Origin of the sequence: Tenacibaculum finnmarkense, from assembly GCF_900239185.1 — a bacterium.
GTDB classification, from domain to species: Bacteria; Bacteroidota; Bacteroidia; order Flavobacteriales; family Flavobacteriaceae; genus Polaribacter; species Polaribacter finnmarkensis.
In genome coordinates this window covers 222102-243867 of record NZ_OENA01000053.1, presented here as the reverse complement: position 1 = coordinate 243867, position 21766 = coordinate 222102, and the positions used below count along the sequence as shown (strand labels likewise).

Genomic DNA, 21766 nt, shown 5'->3' with positions numbered 1-21766 from the left:
TAGAATTATTTTAGTATTTTTTAACCTAAAAAGGATTAAACTGTTGGTCCTCCTGCTAAAATTTCAGCATTGGCATTTTCTTCAAATTGTTTAAAGTTTTTACGGAAAGATGCCGCTAATTTATTAGCTGTTTTATAATATTCTTCATCATTATTCCACGCTTGGCGTTGGCTTAATAATTCAGTAGGAACTCCTGGACATTTTCTTGGCTGTGCCAATCCAAATACAGAATGTGTATGGTAGTTTTCTTCATTTACCTCACCTAATTCACCGTTTAAAGCTGCGTTAATCATCGCACGAGTGTATTTAAGCTTCATTCTATGACCAACTCCGTAAGGACCTGCTGTCCAACCGGTGTTTATCAACCAAACATTTACCCCTGTTTCTTTCATTTTTTCGCTTAACATTTCTGCATAACGAGTTGGGTGTAATGGCATAAATGGTGCTCCAAAACATGCCGAAAAACTTGGTAATGGTTCAGTAACTCCTGCTTCAGTTCCTGCAACTTTTGCAGTATATCCTGAAATAAAGTGGTATGCTGCCTGACCTGGCGTTAATTTAGATATTGGAGGCAATACTCCAAAAGCATCTGCCGTTAAGAAAAATACGTTCTTAGGGTTTTTTCCTGATGATGGTGTTTGAATATTTTCAATATGATGTATCGGGTAACTTACACGGGTATTTTGTGTAATAGAAGTATCGTTAAAATCAACAGCTCCGTTAGCATCTGTAACGATGTTTTCAAGAATTGCGCCTCTTTTAATAGCTGCGTAAATTTCTGGTTCTTTATCTTTCGATAAGTCAATTACTTTTGCGTAACAACCTCCTTCAAAGTTAAAAACAGTGTTTTCAGCTGTCCAACCATGCTCGTCATCTCCAATTAAACTACGGTTAGGATCGGTAGATAAGGTAGTTTTACCTGTTCCTGATAATCCGAAGAAAATAGCCGTATCACCTTCTTTACCTACGTTTGCAGAACAGTGCATTGGTAAGGTATTTTTAAATACAGGTAAAATAAAGTTTAAAGCAGAAAAAATTCCTTTTTTAATTTCACCAGTATAACCAGTTCCACCAATTAAAGCAATTTTTTTCTCGAAGTTTAAAATAGCAAAGTTGTGCTGACGAGTTCCGTCAACCGCAGGATCTGCCATAAAACCTGGTGCATTTACAACCGTCCATTCTGGAGAAAAACCTTTCAACTCTTCAACTGTTGGGCGTAAAAACATATTGTAAGCAAACATGTTGCTCCAAGGATATTCGTTTACAACTCTAATATTTAATTTGTAATCTTCATCTGCACATGCATAGCTATCACGTACAAAAACCTCTTTTTCTGAAAGGTAATCAGTTACTTTATCATATAATTTGTCAAATTTTTCTGAATCGAAAGGTAAGTTTATATCTCCCCACCAGATTTCATCTTTTGTAATATCGTCTTTAACAATAAAACGATCCATTGGCGAACGCCCAGTAAACTCACCTGTTTTCACAGCTAATGCTCCTGAACTTGTATTTTCTCCTTGTCCTTTTTCAATAGTTATATCGTGTAACTCGTCTGAAGTTAATTGATAGCGAACCGTAGCATTCTTAATACCTAAGTTTTCTATCGATATCGTTTTTGTATCAAGATTTGTCATCTTAAAATATTTTAGTTGTGTTAAGTTCACACAAAAATAGGGATTTTTGACCTTAACAGGTTAATTATTGATTTTTTTTATGACTAATTCTTTTTATTTGATAACTTTTTAATAAACTCAAAAGCCATTACAGACCACCCCGTTATTAGTAAAACACCTCCTAAAGGCGTTACAAACCAGATGTTTTTTGCAGGCACTTCTGCTAACTCAATGGCATAAATTGACCCCGAAAAAAGCACAATTCCTGCTATAAAAAGAAAACTTATCCTATTTTTTTGCTTCAAATTAAACTCATTAAACATATTTACAAAAAGTAAAACAAATACGTGTAAAAATTGATATCTGACCGCTGTTTCAAAACTTTGCAAGGCCTCTGGGCTCAATTTTGATTTTAAAGCATGTGCGCCAAAGGCTCCTAAAATAACTCCGAGTGCTCCTAACACCGATGTAATTGTTAAATCTCTATACATTTTTACTGATTTTGTTTAATTTTAAACTTTATTTTGATTTTTTTTAACGATATTGTGCTTTAAATAGAAAACAAAAGTACACTATATATGAGAAAAATATTAATTATTGGCGCTGGTAGATCTTGTTCATCTCTTATAAAATATTTATTAGATAAATCAACAGTAGAAAATTTACACATAACAATTGGTGATGTTTCGCTTAAAAATGCGCAATCAATTATCAATAATCATAAAAATGCAACTGCTGTAGAACTAGACGTTTTTAACCAAACGCAACGTACTACTGCTATTCAAAATGCCGATATTGTTATTTCAATGTTGCCCGCTCGTTTTCATATTGAAGTTGCCAAAGATTGTGTTGCCTACGCAAAACACATGGTAACGGCTTCTTATATTTCTGATGAAATGAAAGCTTTAAATGCTGATGTAAAAGCAAAAGGCTTGGTGTTTATGAATGAAATTGGTTTAGACCCAGGGATTGATCATATGAGTGCTATGCAGGTAATTGATAAAATCCATGAAAAAGGTGCTAAAATGTTACTTTTCGAATCGTTTTGTGGTGGTTTAGTTGCCCCAGAGAGTGATACAAATTTATGGAACTATAAATTTACTTGGAACCCTAGAAACGTAGTGTTAGCGGGGCAAGGTGGTGCTGCAATGTTTATTCAAGAAAACACCTCTAAATATATTCCATATCATAAATTATTTAGAAGAACAGAGTTTTTAACTATTGATGGGCATGGTAAATTTGAAGCCTACGCAAACCGTGATTCTTTACAATATCGAAGTATTTATAACTTAGAAAACGTGCCAACAATGTACCGTGGAACGGTTAGAAAAGTTGGTTTTTCAAGAGCTTGGAATGTATTTGTTCAATTAGGAATGACCGATGATTCTTATGCTATCGAAAATTCTGAAAACCTAACATACCGTGATTTCACCAATTTATTTTTACCCTATTCTCCTTCAGATTCTGTTGAATTAAAATTCCGTTCTTATTTAAAAATAGAACAAGATGATGTAATGTGGGATAAATTTTTAGAGTTAGATATTTTTAATCCGACGAAAAAAACAGGGCTAAAAAACGCCACACCTGCGCAAATATTACAAAGCATACTTTCTGAAAAATGGACGCTTGAAGCCGATGATAAAGACATGATTGTTATGCAACATAAATTTGGATATGAGCTTGATAATCAAAAACATCAGATAGAAAGCAGTATGGTTATTAAAGGTGATGATCAAACGTATACTGCAATGGCAAAAACCGTAGGATTACCTGTAGCAATGGCTACTTTACATATTTTAAACGGTAATATTACAAACCCTGGTGTACAATTACCAATTAAAAAAGAAGTCTACGAACCTATTTTAAAAGAACTAGAAGAGTACGGAATTGTATTCGTAGAAAAAGACGTTCCTTATTTAGGCTATAATCCTGAAACTATAAAAGGGTAAAACTTTAGCACTATTTAACTAAATTTTTATACAAAAGACATCCGTAAAATGGTGTCTTTTTTTTGGCAGATAAAACACTTAAAAATTAATTAAATGACCTTATATTTACACTTTTTAATCCCCTAAATTAGTACGTAATGAAATTAAAATTAGCACTATCTTTTATCATTTTTTCAAGTTTTTACGCAACTTCTCAAAATTTTTTTATTGTCAAAAACAACAACCTTTACGGAGTTGTTAATAATAAAGGAATAGAGATTGCTGCCCCAAAATACAATAGTATCGAACCTTATAATGCTGTAAGAAAAGGATGGGCTAAGGTAGATCTTAAAAATAAAGTAGGATTTATTGATAAACTTGGAAATGAAGTTGTAGAAGCTGTTTATGACTCTATTGGTAACTTTGGTATGTTTCAAAAAAAATGGGCACTTATAAAAGAAAATAATCAATTAGGATTTATTGACAATAAGGGGCAAAAAGTAATAAACACCAAGTTTGACAAAGTATATGATTTTGACTTATATAAAAAAGGCTGGGCTTTAGTAAAAATTAAAGATAAATTTGGTTTTATCAACAAAAAAGGAAACACTATTGTTAAAATAAAATACACCGAAATTGGCGCATTTGACACCTATAAAAAAGGCTGGGCTAAAGTTTGTGTTAACAAGGTAAAATACGGTTTTATTGACACCTCAGGAAAGGAAATAATTCCTGCTGTTTATGACAATATTGATGCGTTTTTTAAAACAAAAGACAGCGAAGAAATCGAAGAATAAAACACGATACTCTTTTATAAAAAAATCATGTTACCCTAAAAGTAACATGATTTTTTTTGTTTATGATTTTATCAAAAAAAAATTAAACACTCAAAAACCCCTCAATTAAATTCGGTTCTTGCGTTGTTTTTGGTACTTTAAAATCGAAATAATCATATAACGGAATTTCAAAACCTTTGTAATTTAAGTAATTATTTAACGCCGTATTTAATCCTTGACTATACAAATGATGCTCCGCCCCTGTTGGATCTTCATGATACAAATCATTTTCGGCAAATCCTTTAAATTCAGGACCTGTAATTTTAATTTCAAAAGCATCAGGATTTTTTCCTACAGGGCTATGACTTGTACAGGCAAACTGATGCCAAAAAGCCGATTGAATACAATTATGTTGAAATAACTGACGTACAACTTCTAACGAATCAATAGTTTCTTGATCGGTTTCAGTAGGAAAACCAAACATTAAATAGGCATGCACCATAATATTTTGATCAGAAAAAGCTTTGGTAACTCGTGCCACTTGCCCAATATCTACGCCTTTTTTCATTCTAGCAAGTAATCTATCAGAAGCCACTTCTAAACCGCCTGTTACCGCAATACATCCTGATTTTGATAACAACGAACAAAGCTCAGGTGTAAAGGTTTTTTCAAAACGAATATTTGTCCACCAGGTAATAAATATTTTTCGTTCTAGTAATTTATTTGCTAAAGCTTTTAGCATTTTTGGCGGCGCTGCTTCATCTACAAAATGAAATCCTGTAACGCCTGTTTCTGATATTATTTTTTCAATTTTATTCACCAAATCATCGGCGGTGGTGTTTTCGTAATTACCGATATAATCTAACGTAACATCACAAAAAGAACACTGTTTCCAATAACATCCGTGGGAAATAGTGAGTTTATTCCACTTTCCGTCCGACCACATTCTGTGCATCGGATTCATCACATCTAAAAAAGATAAATATTTATTGGTCGGCAAGCCGATGTAACTCGGCGCTGGTAAATTTCGATGATGAAATATCGTATTCGGAATTTTATTGGCATAAATAACTTCATTATTTCTACAGATAAACGTTCTTTCTAAAGCATCTTCATTTATTTTTCCATCTAAAAATTCGGTGATTCTTAACAATGGAGATTCGCCATCATCTAGGCTTATAAAATCGACAAAATTAAAAATTCGAGGGTCAGATAAACGCCTTAATTCAGTGTTACAATAACCGCCGCCCATCGCTATTTTTATCTTTGGATATTGTTGTTTTATAAATTGTGCACATCGCAAAGCGGAAAATAAATTCCCTGGAAATGGCACGGTAAAACAAATTAAATCATACGGTTTTTCGGTTATTTCTGATGTTATTTGCTCTTTTATTTTTTCATCTAAAAGATACAGCATTTCATCTTCAACTAAGGTTGTTTCGTAGGTTAGAAACTCATCAATAGTATCAAAACTAGAAGCCGATCGCCCTAATTGCTCGGCATAACGTGTAAAAGAAAAAAACTCATCGACATTGGCATTTATAAAATCGCCCAATTCTTCGATAAACAAGGTTGCAATATGTTTTGCTTTGTCTAGAATTCCTAATTTACCAAATTCGGTGGTTAAATCTTTCGCTAATTTGATGCGTCGGTGTCCGTGGGGTAAAAAATCTTTATGTACTATTTGATACGCCGCCGTAACTTCTTGCGCTCTCAAATAATTCATCACAGAATCTACTTTATCAATATAATCTTCCTGCTGATTTCCTACCAACGGAAAATCATTATTCCCAAGCATTTCCGCCTGTTTAAAAATAGCGTCTATAAATTCTTTGGTAAATACAGCGGTAAAAAGCTCGATGCTTAAATCCATTTGCGTAGCGTTTACATCTTTAGAATTTAAAAATCCTTTGATGTACGCCGTTGCGGGATATGCCGTATTTAATTGTGTGAAAGGTGGTGTTATTAAAAGTGTATTAATTGCCATAAATATAAATGAGTCGCAAAGATACTATCTGATTTAGGAATAGTGATTAAAAATTTTGGTTGGTTTTTTATGGTGGGGGTTTTGTGTTTTAAATTTTATTTGAAATCTATTATATTTGATGTAAAATAGACGTATTTTTTTTGTGATATTATCGAAACATAATACACAAACGCACAACGTAGAGACGCAATGCATTGCGTCTCTACCACCAATAAATGCATTGCGTCTCTACCATTCAATAAATTCAGATCACAATAAAAAAATCGACATCAAAACGATATAAAATGACAAAATTCAAAGGAAAATATCGCATAGAATCCAATAGATTGAAAGGTTGGAATTACGGTTCCAATGCTATTTATTTTATTACGATTTGCTGTAAAAACAAGGAATACTTTTTTGGTGATATTATCAATGGAAAAATGATCTTATCGGAAATAGGAAAAATTGTTGAAACACAATGGATAAAAACATTTGAAATGCGTCCTGATATGAATTTACAAACAGGCGAATATATTGTTATGCCGAATCATTTTCATGCCATAATAACCATTGGTGAAAACATTTACAATACCACCAATAAACGCATTGCGAACCCCACCAATAAATTCGGATCACAATCCAAAAATTTGGCATCCATAATACGTGGATTTAAAACAGGTGTAACGGTAAATGCACGAAAAACAACTGTTAATTTCTCATGGCAACCCAATTATCACGATCATATTATTCGCAACAATAAAGCATACCACAACATTTCAGATTACATTATAAATAACCCTTCAAAATGGCATGAAGACACTTTTTACCAAACAAAATAATAAAATTAAGCACTATTAAAACCCTTTATTCATGCTAAAATATCCTTATTTATTTCTCAGACAGCATACCTAAAAATTTTTGTGACAAATGTGACATAAATATCTAAAAATATGAATTAAATTTGTTTGAAAATTTACTTTCCGATGGAAGATATGCTATTTTACGACCGATTGCAATTTGCATTTACAATCACGTTTCATTATATATTCCCACAATTAACGATGGGATTATCCTTACTAATCGTGTATTTTAAGTGGAAATACTTAAAAAATAATATTGAAAAATATAACAATGCAGCAAAATTTTTAATGAAAATATTTGCTGTGAATTTTACCATGGGCGTGGTTACAGGAATTCCGATGGAATTTCAATTTGGTACTAACTGGGCAAAATTTTCAGAATTAACAGGCGGAATTATCGGGCAAACCTTGGCGATGGAAGGCATGTTTTCCTTCTTTTTAGAATCTTCCTTTTTAGCACTTTTTATTTTTGGCGAAAAATTAATGGGGCAAAAACTCCATCTTTTAACCGCTTTTTTAGTCTTTTTAGGTTCTTGGGCAAGTGGCTGGTTTATTTTAGCCACCAACGCTTGGATGCAACATCCCGTAGGACATGAAGTTTTAGCTAACGGAAAATTCGTCTTAGAAAATTTTGGCGATTTATTTACAAATCCGTGGTTGTTACCCGCTTTTTTACACAATCAAGTTGCTTCTGTTACCACCTCTTCTTTTGTGGTGGCGAGTATTGGTGCTTTTTATATTTTGAGAAATAAAAATGTAGAATACGGTAAATTATTTTTAAAAACAGGCGTTATTTTTGGATTTATTGCCAGTTTATTATTGGCATTCCCTACGGGAGATTTAAACGCTAAAAATGTAGCAAAATATCAGCCTGCATCTTTTGCGGCGATGGAAGGGATTTTTAAAACCGAAGAAGCGGGAGCCGAAATTGTGTTAATCGGGCAGCCAAATATGGTGGAGAAAAAACTCGATAATAAAATTGCAGTTCCTAATATTTTAAGCTTTTTAACCTATCAAGAATGGGATAAACAAGTGCCAGGAATGGATTAATTTAAAAAAGAAGAATTACCCGATAATGTTCCTGCGCTTTATTATTCGTATCATATTATGGTGGGTTTAGGAACGATTTTTATCGGAATTATGGGATTGGCAGTTTTCTTTTTATATCGAAAAAAATTATACACTTTCAAGCCATTATTATGGGTTTTAATGTTCTTAGCTCCTTTTCCTTATATCGCAAATATTACAGGCTGGTACACTGCCGAACTAGGAAGGCAACCGTATTTAGTCTATGGATTATTGAAAACAAGCGACGGAATATCGCCAACGGTTTCATCAGGAAATACCTTATTTACGCTTTTAGGATTTGTAGCCTTATATATGTTACTCGGTATCTTATTTTTACTATTAGTAGGAAAAACAATTCATCAAGGACCTAAACATCAAACACATTAATTATGGAAGTATTTTGGTTTATTATCATCGCAATTGTTTTGGCGGTATTTTTTATTTTAGATGGCTATGATTTTGGTACAGGAATCATTCATTTATTTATGGCGAAAAAAGAAAAAGACAAAGAAGTTATTGCTAAATCGGCAGGATTATTTTGGGATTCTAACGAAGTTTGGCTAGTTGCCGCAGGCGGAATGCTTTTTATGGCATTTCCTACATTTTACGCATCGGTTTTTAGTGGTTTTTACCTGCCTTTAATTATTGTTTTATGGCTGATTATTTTCAGAGCGATTGGGCTAGAATTTAGATCGCAGTTTAACGTTCAAATGTGGAAAGATATTTGGGATACTTCTTTTGGAGTTTCGAGTTTATTGCTTGCTTTATTTTTTGGAATTGCCTTAGGAAATGTAATTAGAGGCGTTAATTTAGGCGGTGTTGAAAACGGAATTTCTGCCTATGAAGCTCATTATTTTTTCTTACCTCTTTGGAATAACAGCTTTAGTCCACTAGCTGAAAACCCTGGTGTTATCGATTGGTTTACCCTTGTCATCGGAATTATTGCAGTGGTTACTTTGGCTATTCACGGTGCAAATTGGATTGTTTTAAAAACCAATTCATCTATTAATGAAAAATTAAAGAAAACCGTTTTTAAATTAAATATTTTACTGATTGGTTTAACGATATTTTCATTAATTATCTGGCAAATTGTAAACCCAAATTCCTTAAATAATTTTATTGAAAATCCTTTTTTATTGGTGTTTCCGCTTATTTATATTTCAGGATTAATTGGCTTATTTTTTGTACAGAAATTCAACAACGAAATCTATGCGTTTTCTTTTTCTACCTTACTGATTTTAGGAGGAATAACCGCTTCATTAGCATCACTATTTCCTGTAATTTTGCCATCAACAAATACCGTAAACGACTCTTTAACTATTTACAATACAGCTACCACTACCTACGGATTATCGGTAGCAACTTATTGGGGTGTGGTTGGTTTTATCTTACTTTTTGTATATATGATTGTGCAAAAAAAGATTATGGGCGGAAAAATAGACAACATGGATTACGGACATTAACTAGCTAAAAACATTAAAAAAACAGTATGACCGCTACTTTAATTTCGTTAATTAGTATTCTAATAGGAATATTTGGGGCTAATATGATTGGGTATTGTTTCAAAAAATATTCCTTTGGGCTTACAGGAAATACCATTGCTGGAGTTTTTGGGAGTGTTTTTTTAATTAAATCTTTTGGACGATTAGGTTTTAGCCCTAAATTTATAGTTCAAGTTGAACACATTAATTACGCCTTATTTTCCCTGAATAGCATCGTTTCTTTTTTGGGTGGCGCAGTGGCTGTTTTTTTAATTTATCAACTAAAAAATAAACTCGGTAAGAAAAAATAGTAAAAGGGTACAAATGCCTAGCCCCGATTGTAGCAATTGTTTGAGCTCCTTTTTTTTATTTAAAAAAAGAGCGAGTGCGGAAAGCGGGAAATTGCTTCAATTAAAAAATAAATATAACTTGATTATCAGCCTATTTCCTACTATTATTGCATTGTTAAATACGATAAATTAAAAAGTTTTTTTCAATACAATTTACTATAAATCAATAAACAACGATGAAAAAGTCAATTTTACTTAATTTTTCTTTCTTATTTTTACTATTTCAGATAAGTATTAGTACTGCCCAAGAAAATTTTAAAACTCCTTACGGAAACAATAAAAAAGTAGGGGAATTCGTAAAAATAAATGGTACAAAAATTTATTATGAAGCCTATGGAAAGGGCGAACCTTTGCTGATAATTCATAGTTGTGGTACCGATATTAAGGCGATGGAATATCAAATTGATTATTTTAAAGCGCATTACAGAGTTATTACTGCCGATAGTCGTGGGCAAGGAAAATCGAAGTTAAAAACGAAAAATTTAACCTACGATTTAATGGCTGAAGATTGGGAAGAATTGGCAAAACATTTAAAATTAGACACCGTAAATATTCTTGGCTGGAGCGATGGTGGAATTATTGGTTTAAAAATGGGAATCCGCAATAAAATTAAAATCAAAAAAATAGTAACCATGGGTGTAAATTTAAGACTAGACCCTACTGCTGTTAATAAGTGGGCAATTCAACAGGTGGTTGATATGCACTCTCAAACCATAAAAATGCTAAAAAAAGGCGATACTTCTAAAGACTGGGAAAAAGAATTGCAATTAGACCGTTTGTTGTTAAACCAGCCCAATATAAGCCATGCCGATTTGAAAAAAGTTACTGCTGAGGTTTTGGTAACTATTGGCGATAGAGATATTATTAAAAATGAACATGCCGTGGAAATTTTTAATAATTTACCCAAAGCACAATTGTGTATTATGCCAGGTGCAAACCATGGAATCCCTCGTAATAATGCCACGTTTTTTAACGAAATCGCTTTCAAATTCTTAAGCAATACCTTTGATTATTCGATGGATAAATAAAATAAAACAGGCTGTATTTATACAAAATACAGCCTGTTTTTCTTACATTTTTAAATAAAAATCTTTGGTAAGATTTATATAGGCATCGGTATATTGATGTCTTTGTTTTTCTATAATTAATAGTTCTTTCTCAATTGTTATCGCTTTATTTTCCTGATTATTATCTTCTTTTATTTCATCCGAAGAAAAAGAAAATGCCAATAAACTTCTTTTTATTTCTGAATTTTCAGTTCCTTTTACTCGGCATACTTTTTTCAAAAACAACTTGTGTTTTTTTGCTAAATCGATAAAATCAGCTTCTTCTTTAAAAGGAATTATTACCGAAAAAACACCTCTTTTTGATAGAATTTGAGCAACGCCTTTTAGCAATTCGTCAAATGATAATGAAGATGTAAAACGAGCTTTATTACGAGCTTCATTTTGAGTTTCAAAAGTATCGGTATAAAATGGCGGATTGGAAACAATTACATCGTAAAACTCCTGTTCTTCGGCTATTTCTTGAGCAAAATCGGCAAAAGAAGTATTGTAGCAAAACAAGCGATCGCCCCAAGGTGATTGCTCAAAATTAGCTACGGTTTGCTCGTAAGCATCGGCATCAATTTCAACGGCATCGACGGTCATCGCATCGCTTCGTTGTGCCAACATTAAACCTATAACTCCTGTGCCTGAACCGATGTCTAAAATGGTATCTGGGTATTCTGGTAATAAAGACCAAGCGCCTAATAAAACGCCGTCTGTGCCAATTTTCATGGCAGTTTTATCTTGATGTACTGAAAATTCTTTAAATTTAAATGGCTTCATTTATAGTATTTTTCCGAGGAAATTATCGGCATTAAAAAATAAGTACAAAACTATAATAAGTACTACGATTAAAAACAATCCTTTTTTTGACTCTGTTCTTTTGCGACTTCCAAAACGTCTTTTAAATTCCATTTTTTTATCTTTTAAATTAATTATGCCAACGTTTTTGTTGCTCGAAGCATTTCTCTTTTTCCTGGAGGTCCTGCCAATCGTTCTACGGTAAAACCAACGGCTTGCATGGCACGGCGCACGCTTCCTTTTGCGCAATAGGTTACTAAAATTCCATTTTCTTGAAGCGCTTCAAACATTTTTTCAAAAATTGCTTCTGTCCATAAATCGGGCTGATGTTCGGCAGCAAAGGCATCAAAATATATCAAATCGAATGCTGCTTTATCATCAATATCTTTAAAAAATTGTTGGCGTTTTGTTAGGCTAAATGTTGGGGTAATCTCGTGTTTTTTATCCCAAGAAAAATCGTGCATTTTATCAAAAATAGCCTGGTGTTTTTCAGCCTTTAATTCGGCTACATAATTTAATTTAGCTACTTCTTGCGCTATTACAGGATAGGCTTCTACGCCTACATAATTGACCTTTTTAATGCCTTCAGATTTGTTTTCTAAAAAAGTAATAAAACTGTTTAATCCTGTTCCAAAACCGATTTCTAAAATTGAAATTGCTGGTTTTGTTTGCAATGCCAATCCGCTTTTTATAAAAACGTGATATGCTTCTTGTATTGCTCCGTGTTTTGAATGATATTGCTCATCCCAATCTGGTAAATAGATGGTTGTAGAACCATCCGACGTAATAATTATTTCTCTTTTGATAATAAAAAATTTATTTTATGAATATTTCTAGTCGCTGTAATAAAATAGGTCATCCAAAGATATGTTATTTTTAATAATGTCATTTCGGTTTGTTGTTAAATGACATAGTATTTTCGTATTTTTGCTGTATAAACACATACCTTTTTATGAAATCTAATATTCGCGTTGAACTTGTAGAGAAATCAAAAATTGACACCGTAGACTTTAACAATTTAACATTTGGTAGTATTTTTTCCGACCATATGTTTGTTTGCGATTATATTGACGGAAAATGGAGCAATCCAACCGTTCAACCTTATGCAGAAATATCATTAAATCCTTCTTCGAAAATATTTCACTACGGGCAGTCTATTTTTGAAGGAATGAAAGCCTATAAAGATGCTGATAATAATACCTTATTATTTCGTCCTTTAGACAACTGCAAACGTTTAAACAAATCTGCTGAACGCTTAGTAATTCCTCAAGTTCCTGAAGAGTTATTTATGGCTGGTTTAGAAAAATTATTAGAAATTGACGATCAATGGATTCCTACAAAAGACGGAAGTTCATTATATATTCGTCCTTTTATATTTGCTTCTGGTGAAGGTTTTCACGCCTCGCCTGCGGATGCTTATAAATTGATTATTTGTACCGCGCCTTCTGGTGCTTATTTTGCTGGAGATATTAAGGTTTTAATTGAAGAAAAATACGCGCGTGCTGCTAATGGTGGTGTTGGTTTTGCTAAAGCTGGTGGAAATTATGCTGCACAGTTTTATCCTACAAAATTAGCGACTGATAGAGGCTATCAGCAAGTTATTTGGACCGATGATAATACGCATGAATATATTGAGGAAGCTGGTGCGATGAATATTTTTATCCGAATTAACGATACCTTAATTACAAGCCCAACAAGCGATAGAATTTTAGACGGAATTACTCGTAAAAGTATTTTACAAATTGCGGAAGATCAAAAAATTTCGGTTGAAGTTCGTCAAATTACCGTAAATGAAGTGGTTGAAGCGGCTAAAAATGGTTCTTTAAAAGAAATGTTTGGTGCAGGAACAGCGGCAGTTATTTCTCCAATTAATGGTTTTGGATATAAAAATGAAGATTATGACCTTCCAAAAATTGAAAACGGATATGCAGCTCGTTTAAAAAAATACATTACCGATATACAAACAAATAAGGCAGAAGACCCTTACGGTTGGAGCGTTAAACTTTAATAAAATACATTTTTATACAAAGCATCAGGTGCTTACTTGATGCTTTTTTTATTTCATTCTTAAATAAGCTGTTATTTGAGTTCAAAATCAGAAAAAAGATTTTAAATTTACTGAAAAATTACTGAGAAAAAATGAAAAATACCCTTCCAATATTATTGTCAATTATAGTAGGTATTGCCTTGTCTTTACTTTGTTTAAATACTTTTTTAAAACCTACTACAAAAAAAAATACTTCCCCAAAAACGAAGGAAATCAAGGAAATAAAAAGCGTTGAAAAAACAATAAACGTTAAAAATGAAGCCATAAATACTGACGCGATGCAAAACAGTTACAGCAACTGGAAAGCATATATGAAGGGAAATATTGACTTAATGGCAACCTTTACTCCGATTGATAATCAAGGCGAAGAAATAACTAAAGACCTCTTTTTAACCTTACTACGAACAGGGAATTACGTTGTTATTAAATCTGACAAAGAAGGACTTTTTCAATATGAATTAACGGAAATAAAGAAACCTGTTAATCAAAAAATAAAGAAAGCTATGATTAGTAAAGCTGGTATGGCGCATCAATATTTTAAAATGGAAGGTCAGAAATTACCAAATTATGATTTTGTTGATTTAGACGGAAAATCGCACAATAAAGAAGTGCGTACTGGTAAAATAACGGTTTTAAAATCGTGGTTTATTAACTGTAAAGTATGTGTCGAAGAATTTCCTCAGCTAAACACCTTAGTTGACACTTACAAAAGTGATGATGTGCAGTTTATCAGTTTGGCTTTTAATGAAAAGGAAAAATTAAAAGAATTCTTAAAAACAAAGTCTTTTAAATACGTTACTGTACCCGACCAAAAAAAATACTTATCTAAGCATTTAAAAGTAAAACAATACCCAACACATATTATTATAAATTCAGAGGGTGTTATTATTAAAATGGTTAACAATGTAAATACTTTAACGACAGAGTTAGAACGTATTTTAGAGTAAAAAAGAACTCTTTATACAAAATATAAAATGAAGCCTCATATTTAATGAGGCTTTTTTTAAGCTTCTAAAATTGCTTTTATATTGGGTTTAAAATAATTTGATCCTTTTAAAACCTTACCATCTTCACGGTAAATTGGCTTGCCATTTTCATCTAATTTACTCATGTTGCTACGCTGAATTTCATTGAATACTGCTTCAATTTTATCCTGCATTCCATGTTCAATAATTGTTCCGCATAAAATATATAGCATATCGCCAAGAGCATCGGCAACCTCAACTAAATCGTTGTTTTTAGCTGCTTCTAAATACTCCTGATTTTCTTCTTTCATCAACTCAAAACGCAAGTTTTTTCTATCCTCAGTAATCGCAACCGTTGGTTTGTTTTGAATATTTACTTTAAATGCTTCATGAAATTTTTGTACTGCTTTTATTTTATCTTTCATTTTTAGTTGAGTTTTTAGCTGATTTATTAAGCTGTTTTTGTTTTTATTCGATTAATTATATTTTAAATAGATACAATTACCAATTTGGCTATCTTCATTATAAAATCATTCTTTAACTTTGCCGAAAATACAATTTATGTTTATTCCTTTTGCCACCATAGAATTTACCACAGGTAGAATCATTTTTTCAAGCTTATTTGTGCTCGTTTTTGTTATCGCTATGTTTTATAGCTATATAAAAGATGCTAAAAATAATAAAAAACATTATAAAAATACTGCTTTATTTGTAGCGATAGGTATTGTTACAGCTATTGCCTTTTTATTACTTTCAAAATATTTAATTAACCGTTAAGTTATTTTTTATCGATTTTATTTAATTTCTTAGGATAAAAAAATTACAACAGAAAAATATAAAATCGCATCCGTCAACCTGAATTTAGTCTTTATTTAATTTTTAAACAGGCTCTAAATTATCTCTATAAATATGGATTCATTAACACAAATTATATTAGGTGCCGCTGTTGGCGAAGTAGTTTTAGGAAAAAAGATTGGAAACAGGGCGATGTTTTACGGAGCAATTGCCGGTACAATTCCTGATTTAGATGTTTTAGCTTCACTTTTTACCGATAAAGTTACCGCACTTTATTTGCATCGTGGTTTTACACATTCCATTGTGTTTTCGGTCGTTTTTGCCCCTATTTTTGCGTGGATTGTAACCCGTTACGAAAAACATAAAAATATTAAAGATTGGGCGTGGCTTTTCTTTTTAGGATTTATAACCCATCCTATTTTAGACGCTCACACCACTTGGGGAACGCAGTTATTTTGGCCTTTTGATATTCGCCTGGCCTTTAAAACCATTTTTGTTATTGACCCACTTTATACAGTTCCTTTTTTAGTGTTTTTAATTTTTGCGATGACACAAAAGCGGATAAGTGAAAAGCGTCGTTTTTATAATAAAATGGGATTAATTATCAGTTCGTCTTATTTAGTGCTAACTTTTTTATTAAAATGGTTGGCTTTTAATCAGTTTGAAAAAGCTTTAGAAAATCAAAACATCGAATATTTACAAATTGATACCAGACCTTCTGCTTTAAACACCATACTTTGGAGTGCTAATGTGCAAACAGAAGATGCCTTTTTATTGGCTAATTATTCTTTTTTTGATACAAAACCCATCACCTTTACCAAGCATTTAAAAAAGCATCATTTATTAGGAAATCTTGCTAAAAATGAATCGGTTAAACGGATGATTTTTATTTCTGAAGGTTGGTTTACCATCAATAAAAAAAATGAAGAACTTTATTTTAACGATTTAAGATTTGGGCTTTTAAGCATGCATCCAAATGCTGAAAATTTTGTTTTTAAATATAAAATGACCGTTGATACTTTAGCCCAAAAATCAAAAAAAGTAATTTTTACAGAACAACCGAAAGATAATCGTGATGGAAAAAAATTACTTACTGAATTATGGACGCGTTTAAAAGGAAATTAACCCCTTTATCAAAGCCAAAAAAAATTAAAGCCCAAAAAAAACCGATACTAAAATAGCATCGGTTTTTTCATTTTATTAAGAAATCGCATCCTGAATTACCATAGTTCTTCTGTTAATGCGATGCTGAAATAAATTAAGCATGACCAAAATGTAGTCTTTTTTAATTTTTAACAGGTAAAAAACTATGGTTTTTAGCGTAAAATTTCATTTGTTCTTCAAAGGTTTTAGGCTGTGTAACTTTTACATCGGTAATAATCCCTTTTGCATCGGTTATCGGTACTAAAACAGGGTTTACAAAACCGCTATAAGGCGCAGAAGTAAATTGCTTATTACGTTCTAAAACTTCCTTGTGTAATGCCTGATCCACTTTTACACCATAGCCCTCAACCAAGGCTTTTGCGGCATCAAAATCTCCTTCTGATTTAATTCGTTGCGCTTCTTTTAACAAACGACCGAAAATTTCACGAAGTTTCATATAATCATGTACAACAAAATAGGTTTTACCATCTTTAATTACTTTTTCAATAACATTATCTTTTTGTCCTTGTTCAAAAGCCCAAGCCGAAACCCATTGACGGTTTACCATGTGATCTTCTTCAATATCATCACCTAATTTAATACGGATTAATTGTGCCATTAAACCATTTCTGATATACCCATCGTAAGCTGCTTTTCCTACTTTTTTCCAGTCAGAAACCAAGCCTAATTCTTGTAATTTCGGGTCCATTAAATAATACAATCCGACTAAATCCGCCCTTCCTTCTTCCATGGTAGAAGCGTAATTTTTTAAGGTTTCTTTTGGTTGCCCAATGCCTTTATTTATCTGCCCAGAAGCATGCCCGATTACCTCATGTAAAGCAGTGTGTAATTTATCAGCTAATTTACCGTGTGCAAGCTCTAAAGCTACTTCCTCTTTACTATAAGCAAATTCTTTTAACCTTCCTGAACCCCCTGCATTTCCATAAGCGCCAATAATATTTCCTAACGAAACTGACTTTGAACCGTGCTGCTGACGGATCCAATTATTGTTTGGTAAATTCACCCCGATTGGCGTACTTGGCGAAGCATCTCCAGCTTCTCCTGCAACATTTACGGTTTTATAAGAAACTCCTACTACATTTTGTTTTTTATGTGCTGGCGATAACGGCGCATTGTCTTCAAACCATTGTACGTTTTCAGATAAAACCTTCATCTTTTTAGACATGTCAAAATCTTTTATTTGCACCACCGTTTCGTACGAACCTCTATATCCTTTTGGGTCATTATATACTTCGATAAAACCATTTATCCAATCAATATTTCCTTCTGTAGATGTTGCCCAAGCAATGCAATATTCATCCCAAACATCTAAACTTCCTGTTTTATAATACTCCATTAACAAGCCTAAAGCCTTTGCTTGTTTTTGATTTTCGGCAACTTCTTTTGCTTTGTCTAACCAAAAAATAATAGTGTCAATTGCGCCACCGTACATTCCGCACGATTTCCATACTTTTTCTACTAATTTTCCGTTTTCACGAACTAATTTCGAGTTTAAACCCGCTTCTATTGGCTTACTAGCGTCTTTTCCTTTGTATGCTGTTTTGTAAAAAGCTTCAACCTCTTTACTGGTAATATCTGCTCCGTAAAAATTAATTGCCGATGCCAAAACATTATCGACACCTGCTTTTTTATTTACTTTTTTAGCGTCTTTATCGTTAAAAATAACCTCTAAAGCTTCTTCGGATAAGTTTGCTTTTGTTTGCTTTAATAAATCTGCTAAATACTCTTTAGAAAAATCAGGTTTAATTTTATCGTTCGAATAATGATGGTGAATTCCGTTCGAAAACCAAACACGTTTTAAATAGGTCGTGAATTTTTTAAAATCTTCACTGTTTTTATCGCCTGAAAAATTAGTATTAATATGCTCTAAAGCTTTTCTAATTTCAAGATTGTAACGATAATTTTGATCCCACATAATATCTCGCCCTGCCAAACCTGCTTGGGTTAAATAATACACCAACTTTTTTTCTTTTAAGGTTAGTGCTTCAAATCCTGGAATTTGATACCTCAACACTTTAATGTCGGCAAATTGCTCTACCTCATAGTTAAATTTTAAAACATCAGAAACTTCTTTGTTTACTTCTTTACTTACTGCTTGTTTGGCATCTTTTTTAGTGTCTTTTTTAGTCTCTAGTCCACAAGAAACTAATACACTAACCGCTGCGGCAGTACAAAGTATTTGTTTGATTTTCATTTTTATGATTTTAAATTGTTTTTCTGCCGATAAAGATACAAATTTTAAAATTCAGGATGCTTAAAACAGCTTGTTGTATGGTCATTAACCATGCCTATTGCCTGCATATAAGCATACATTATTGTGTCGCCTACAAACTTAAATCCACGCTTTTTTAAATTCGTTGAAATTTGTGTTGACAAAACCGTTTTAGCAGGTATTTCGGCAGTTGTTTTAAAGTTATTATAAATCGGTTTTCCTTGTACAAAACTCCAAATATAGGTTGAAAAAGACCCAAATTCTTTTTGAATTTCTATAAAAAGTTTGGCGTTTAAAATAGCCGATTTAATTTTTAGTCGATGTCTTATAATTCCTTTATTTTGAAGTAATTCTTGGTATTTATCTTCATCGTAATTGGCAATTTTAGTGTAATCAAAATTATCAAAAGCGAGGCGAAAATTTTCTCGTTTCTTTAATATAGTAACCCAACTTAAACCTGCTTGAAAACTTTCTAAAATTAAGAATTCAAACAAAACAGCATCATCATATACGGGAACTCCCCACTCGGTATCGTGGTATTTTATATACGATAAATCATCCGTAACCCATAAACATCTTTTTTTCATTTTTTGATTTTTTGATTTTTTTAATTATGAAATGTACTATTTAAATAGCTTAAAAAAATATGCTTGTTCTACTTTTTTTTATCAAAACTAAAAATATACTGATAAGCCTAGCCCCGATTGAGCAATTGTTTGAGCTCCTTTTTTGATTTTTTTCAAAAAAGAGCGAGTGCGGAAAGCGGGAAATAGCTCCAAATAATTTTTATTTTTATACGGATAAAAAAGATAATGTTAATTCGGTTTTTTGTTAGATACTAAACTTGGCGTAAAACTGTATATTTGCTTAAAAAATTAATACTATTATATGAAATTTTTACGAAATTTACTCGCATCAATTACAGGCTTTTTTATCGCCATATTTTTACTGTTTTTCTTCTTTATCGCCATTGCCGCCGTTGTAGGCTCAGGGATGGGTTCTGATGAAAAAATAGTGGTAAAATCGAATTCTGTTTTACAGTTAGACTTGGCAATGCCTATAAAAGATTATGCGCCAAAAGATGATAATCCGTTAGCAGAAATCTTAGAATTAGCCGATGAAAAATTAGCCTTAAATAAGATTATAAATGCTATTGAAAATGCTAAAACCGATACTAAAATTAAAGGAATTAGCATTAAAACAATAGGTGTAAATGCTGGTATTGCACAAACACAAGCGATTCGAAATAAAATTGAAGAATTTAAAGAAAGTGGAAAATTTGTATATGCTTATAATGATGTTTATACGCAAAAAAACTACTATTTAAGTTCGGTTGCCGATAGTATATTTTTAAATCCTGTGGGCGCTATTGATTTTAAAGGATTATCAACAGAAATTTTATATTATAAAGATTTTGAAGATAAATTTGGTGTTAAAATGGAGGTAATTCGTCACGGGAAATACAAAAGTGCTGTAGAGCCGTATTTATTAAACGAAATGAGTGATGCCAACCGTGAGCAAACTACCTCTCTTTTAAAATCTATTTGGTCGGAAATTACGGCGGATGTTAGTAAAAGTAGAAATATTTCTGTTGAAAAATTAAATATTATTGCCGATAGTGCCAATGGTAGAAATGCCGAATTAGCTAAAGAAAATAAGTTAATTGACGCTATTATTTATGAAGATCAGTACAAAGAAAAATTAGCTATTAATACTGATAAAAAAGTACATACTATTTCTTTAGCTGATTATATAAAATCGGGAAAAGGACGCATTTCTTCTTCGGCTAAAAATAAAATTGCGGTTATTTATGCGCAGGGAGAAATTAGATATGCCAAAGGAAATGAAAATATTATTGGGCAAGAGGTTACCAATAAAGCCATTCGAAAAGCTCGTAAAGATAAAAATGTAAAAGCGATTGTATTGCGTGTAAATTCACCTGGTGGAAGCGCCTTAGCTTCTGAACTTATTTGGCGTGAATTAGAATTGGCGAAAAAAGAAAAACCTTTAGTTGTTTCTATGGGGAATTTAGCCGCTTCAGGGGGTTATTATATTGCTTGTAATGCCGATAAAATTATTGCTGAACCTACAACTATTACAGGTTCTATTGGTGTTTTTGGAGCAGTTCCGAACTTTCATAAATTAGCAGGATTCATGGGGATTAACGCTGAGCAGGTATCTACAAATAGCAACCCTAATTACAGTGTTTTTGAGCCGATAAACGACAAGTTTTATACGGTTACTAAACAAGGTGTTGAGCATATTTATACTGTTTTTGTAAACCGTGTTGCCACAGGAAGAAACATGACTTTTGAACAAGTAAATAACGTGGCTCAAGGACGTGTTTGGACAGGTAAACAAGCTGTTGAAAATGGTTTGGTTGATCAACTTGGTAACTTAAATGATGCCATTGCTGTTGCGGCAAATTTAGCCGAAATTGAAAGCTATAGAGTACGTAATTACCCTGTTTACAAAAAAGATTTTAAAGAAACTTTTAACCTTTCTCTTTTTGCAAAAGCATCAAAAGAAGATATTTTAAAAGAAGCTTTAGGTGATGAAAATTATGAGTTATATAACAACATTAATGCGCTAAAAAAATTAGAAGGAATTCAGGCGAGAATGCCATATATTCTTCAGATAAAATAAGTTTTTATCTTTTTAAAACCTCAACAAAAAAGCCTTGACACA

19 protein-coding genes and 1 pseudogene are annotated in these 21766 nt (G+C 32.3%); 12 read left to right on the top strand and 8 right to left on the bottom strand.

Going from position 1 to position 21766, the window contains the following annotated elements; all coding sequences use genetic code 11:
* Nucleotides 1-35: 35 nt before the first annotated feature.
* Both pckA and AQ1689_RS06970 read right to left on the bottom strand, forming a co-directional pair.
* Complete coding sequence (gene pckA, locus AQ1689_RS06975) at nt 36-1637, bottom strand: phosphoenolpyruvate carboxykinase (ATP) (RefSeq protein WP_101955612.1); 1602 nt, start codon at nt 1635-1637, stop codon at nt 36-38.
* An 83-nt stretch (nt 1638-1720) separates the two neighbouring features.
* Nucleotides 1721-2107: a DUF423 domain-containing protein gene (locus AQ1689_RS06970; RefSeq protein WP_101955611.1), complete on the bottom strand. Its 387-nt coding sequence runs from the start codon at nt 2105-2107 to the stop codon at nt 1721-1723.
* An 87-nt stretch (nt 2108-2194) separates the two neighbouring features.
* Between AQ1689_RS06970 and AQ1689_RS06965 the strand changes: the two genes are divergently transcribed.
* The gene (locus AQ1689_RS06965; protein WP_101955610.1) at nt 2195-3565 is read left to right on the top strand and encodes a saccharopine dehydrogenase family protein; all 1371 of its coding nucleotides are present in this window, start codon (nt 2195-2197) and stop codon (nt 3563-3565) included.
* Nucleotides 3566-3702: 137 nt separating this feature from the next.
* The gene (locus AQ1689_RS06960; protein WP_101914771.1) at nt 3703-4341 is read left to right on the top strand and encodes a WG repeat-containing protein; all 639 of its coding nucleotides are present in this window, start codon (nt 3703-3705) and stop codon (nt 4339-4341) included.
* Between the two features lie 82 nt (nt 4342-4423).
* Here AQ1689_RS06960 and AQ1689_RS06955 read toward each other — a convergent pair whose 3' ends face one another.
* On the bottom strand, nt 4424-6307 hold the full coding sequence (locus AQ1689_RS06955) for a B12-binding domain-containing radical SAM protein (protein WP_101955609.1): 1884 nt from the start codon (nt 6305-6307) through the stop codon (nt 4424-4426).
* A 284-nt stretch (nt 6308-6591) separates the two neighbouring features.
* Here AQ1689_RS06955 and AQ1689_RS06950 point away from each other — a divergent pair, with 284 nt between their 5' ends.
* The 5 genes and pseudogenes from AQ1689_RS06950 (at nt 6592) to AQ1689_RS06930 (ending at nt 11076) form a co-directional block, all read left to right on the top strand.
* Complete coding sequence (locus tag AQ1689_RS06950; RefSeq protein WP_101955608.1) at nt 6592-7128, top strand: transposase; 537 nt, start codon at nt 6592-6594, stop codon at nt 7126-7128.
* A gap of 144 nt (nt 7129-7272) precedes the next feature.
* Nucleotides 7273-8604 (top strand): annotated as a pseudogene (locus AQ1689_RS06945) (cytochrome ubiquinol oxidase subunit I).
* 2 nt (nt 8605-8606) lie between these two features.
* A complete protein-coding gene (gene cydB, locus AQ1689_RS06940; protein WP_101955607.1) occupies nt 8607-9680 on the top strand; it encodes a cytochrome d ubiquinol oxidase subunit II in 1074 nt (357 codons plus the stop codon).
* 26 nt (nt 9681-9706) lie between these two features.
* A complete protein-coding gene (locus tag AQ1689_RS06935; RefSeq protein WP_101955606.1) occupies nt 9707-10009 on the top strand; it encodes a hypothetical protein in 303 nt (100 codons plus the stop codon).
* 215 nt (nt 10010-10224) lie between these two features.
* On the top strand, nt 10225-11076 hold the full coding sequence (locus tag AQ1689_RS06930) for an alpha/beta fold hydrolase (protein WP_101914765.1): 852 nt from the start codon (nt 10225-10227) through the stop codon (nt 11074-11076).
* Between the two features lie 42 nt (nt 11077-11118).
* Here AQ1689_RS06930 and AQ1689_RS06925 read toward each other — a convergent pair whose 3' ends face one another.
* The gene (locus AQ1689_RS06925; protein WP_101955605.1) at nt 11119-11877 is read right to left on the bottom strand and encodes a tRNA1(Val) (adenine(37)-N6)-methyltransferase; all 759 of its coding nucleotides are present in this window, start codon (nt 11875-11877) and stop codon (nt 11119-11121) included.
* 152 nt (nt 11878-12029) lie between these two features.
* The gene (gene mnmD, locus AQ1689_RS06920; protein ID WP_101955604.1) at nt 12030-12701 is read right to left on the bottom strand and encodes a tRNA (5-methylaminomethyl-2-thiouridine)(34)-methyltransferase MnmD; all 672 of its coding nucleotides are present in this window, start codon (nt 12699-12701) and stop codon (nt 12030-12032) included.
* 146 nt (nt 12702-12847) lie between these two features.
* Between mnmD and AQ1689_RS06915 the strand changes: the two genes are divergently transcribed.
* Together AQ1689_RS06915 and AQ1689_RS06910 are read left to right on the top strand one after the other, a co-directional pair.
* On the top strand, nt 12848-13903 hold the full coding sequence (locus tag AQ1689_RS06915) for a branched-chain amino acid aminotransferase (RefSeq protein WP_101955603.1): 1056 nt from the start codon (nt 12848-12850) through the stop codon (nt 13901-13903).
* A 131-nt stretch (nt 13904-14034) separates the two neighbouring features.
* Nucleotides 14035-14889 carry a TlpA family protein disulfide reductase gene (locus tag AQ1689_RS06910; RefSeq protein ID WP_101955602.1) on the top strand — a complete coding sequence of 285 codons (855 nt, stop codon included), beginning with the start codon at nt 14035-14037 and terminating at the stop codon, nt 14887-14889.
* A gap of 56 nt (nt 14890-14945) precedes the next feature.
* Here the strand turns inward: AQ1689_RS06910 and AQ1689_RS06905 are convergent, their stop codons facing one another.
* Nucleotides 14946-15332, bottom strand: a complete 387-nt coding sequence (locus AQ1689_RS06905) for a pyrophosphohydrolase domain-containing protein (RefSeq protein ID WP_058885798.1) — start codon at nt 15330-15332, stop codon at nt 14946-14948.
* Between the two features lie 136 nt (nt 15333-15468).
* Between AQ1689_RS06905 and AQ1689_RS06900 the strand changes: the two genes are divergently transcribed.
* Nucleotides 15469-15684 carry a hypothetical protein gene (locus AQ1689_RS06900; protein WP_101914760.1) on the top strand — a complete coding sequence of 72 codons (216 nt, stop codon included), beginning with the start codon at nt 15469-15471 and terminating at the stop codon, nt 15682-15684.
* A 132-nt stretch (nt 15685-15816) separates the two neighbouring features.
* Nucleotides 15817-16827, top strand: coding sequence for a metal-dependent hydrolase (locus tag AQ1689_RS06895; protein WP_101955601.1), 1011 nt, complete (start codon nt 15817-15819; stop codon nt 16825-16827).
* Between the two features lie 160 nt (nt 16828-16987).
* Here AQ1689_RS06895 and AQ1689_RS06890 read toward each other — a convergent pair whose 3' ends face one another.
* Nucleotides 16988-19060, bottom strand: coding sequence for a dipeptidyl-peptidase 3 family protein (locus tag AQ1689_RS06890; protein WP_101955600.1), 2073 nt, complete (start codon nt 19058-19060; stop codon nt 16988-16990).
* Nucleotides 19061-19104: 44 nt separating this feature from the next.
* A complete protein-coding gene (locus tag AQ1689_RS06885; protein ID WP_101914757.1) occupies nt 19105-19665 on the bottom strand; it encodes a DNA-3-methyladenine glycosylase I in 561 nt (186 codons plus the stop codon).
* Between the two features lie 301 nt (nt 19666-19966).
* On the opposite strand from AQ1689_RS06885, the gene sppA reads away from it, so the two are divergent.
* Nucleotides 19967-21724 carry a signal peptide peptidase SppA gene (sppA, locus tag AQ1689_RS06880; protein ID WP_101955599.1) on the top strand — a complete coding sequence of 586 codons (1758 nt, stop codon included), beginning with the start codon at nt 19967-19969 and terminating at the stop codon, nt 21722-21724.
* Nucleotides 21725-21766 lie beyond the last annotated feature (42 nt).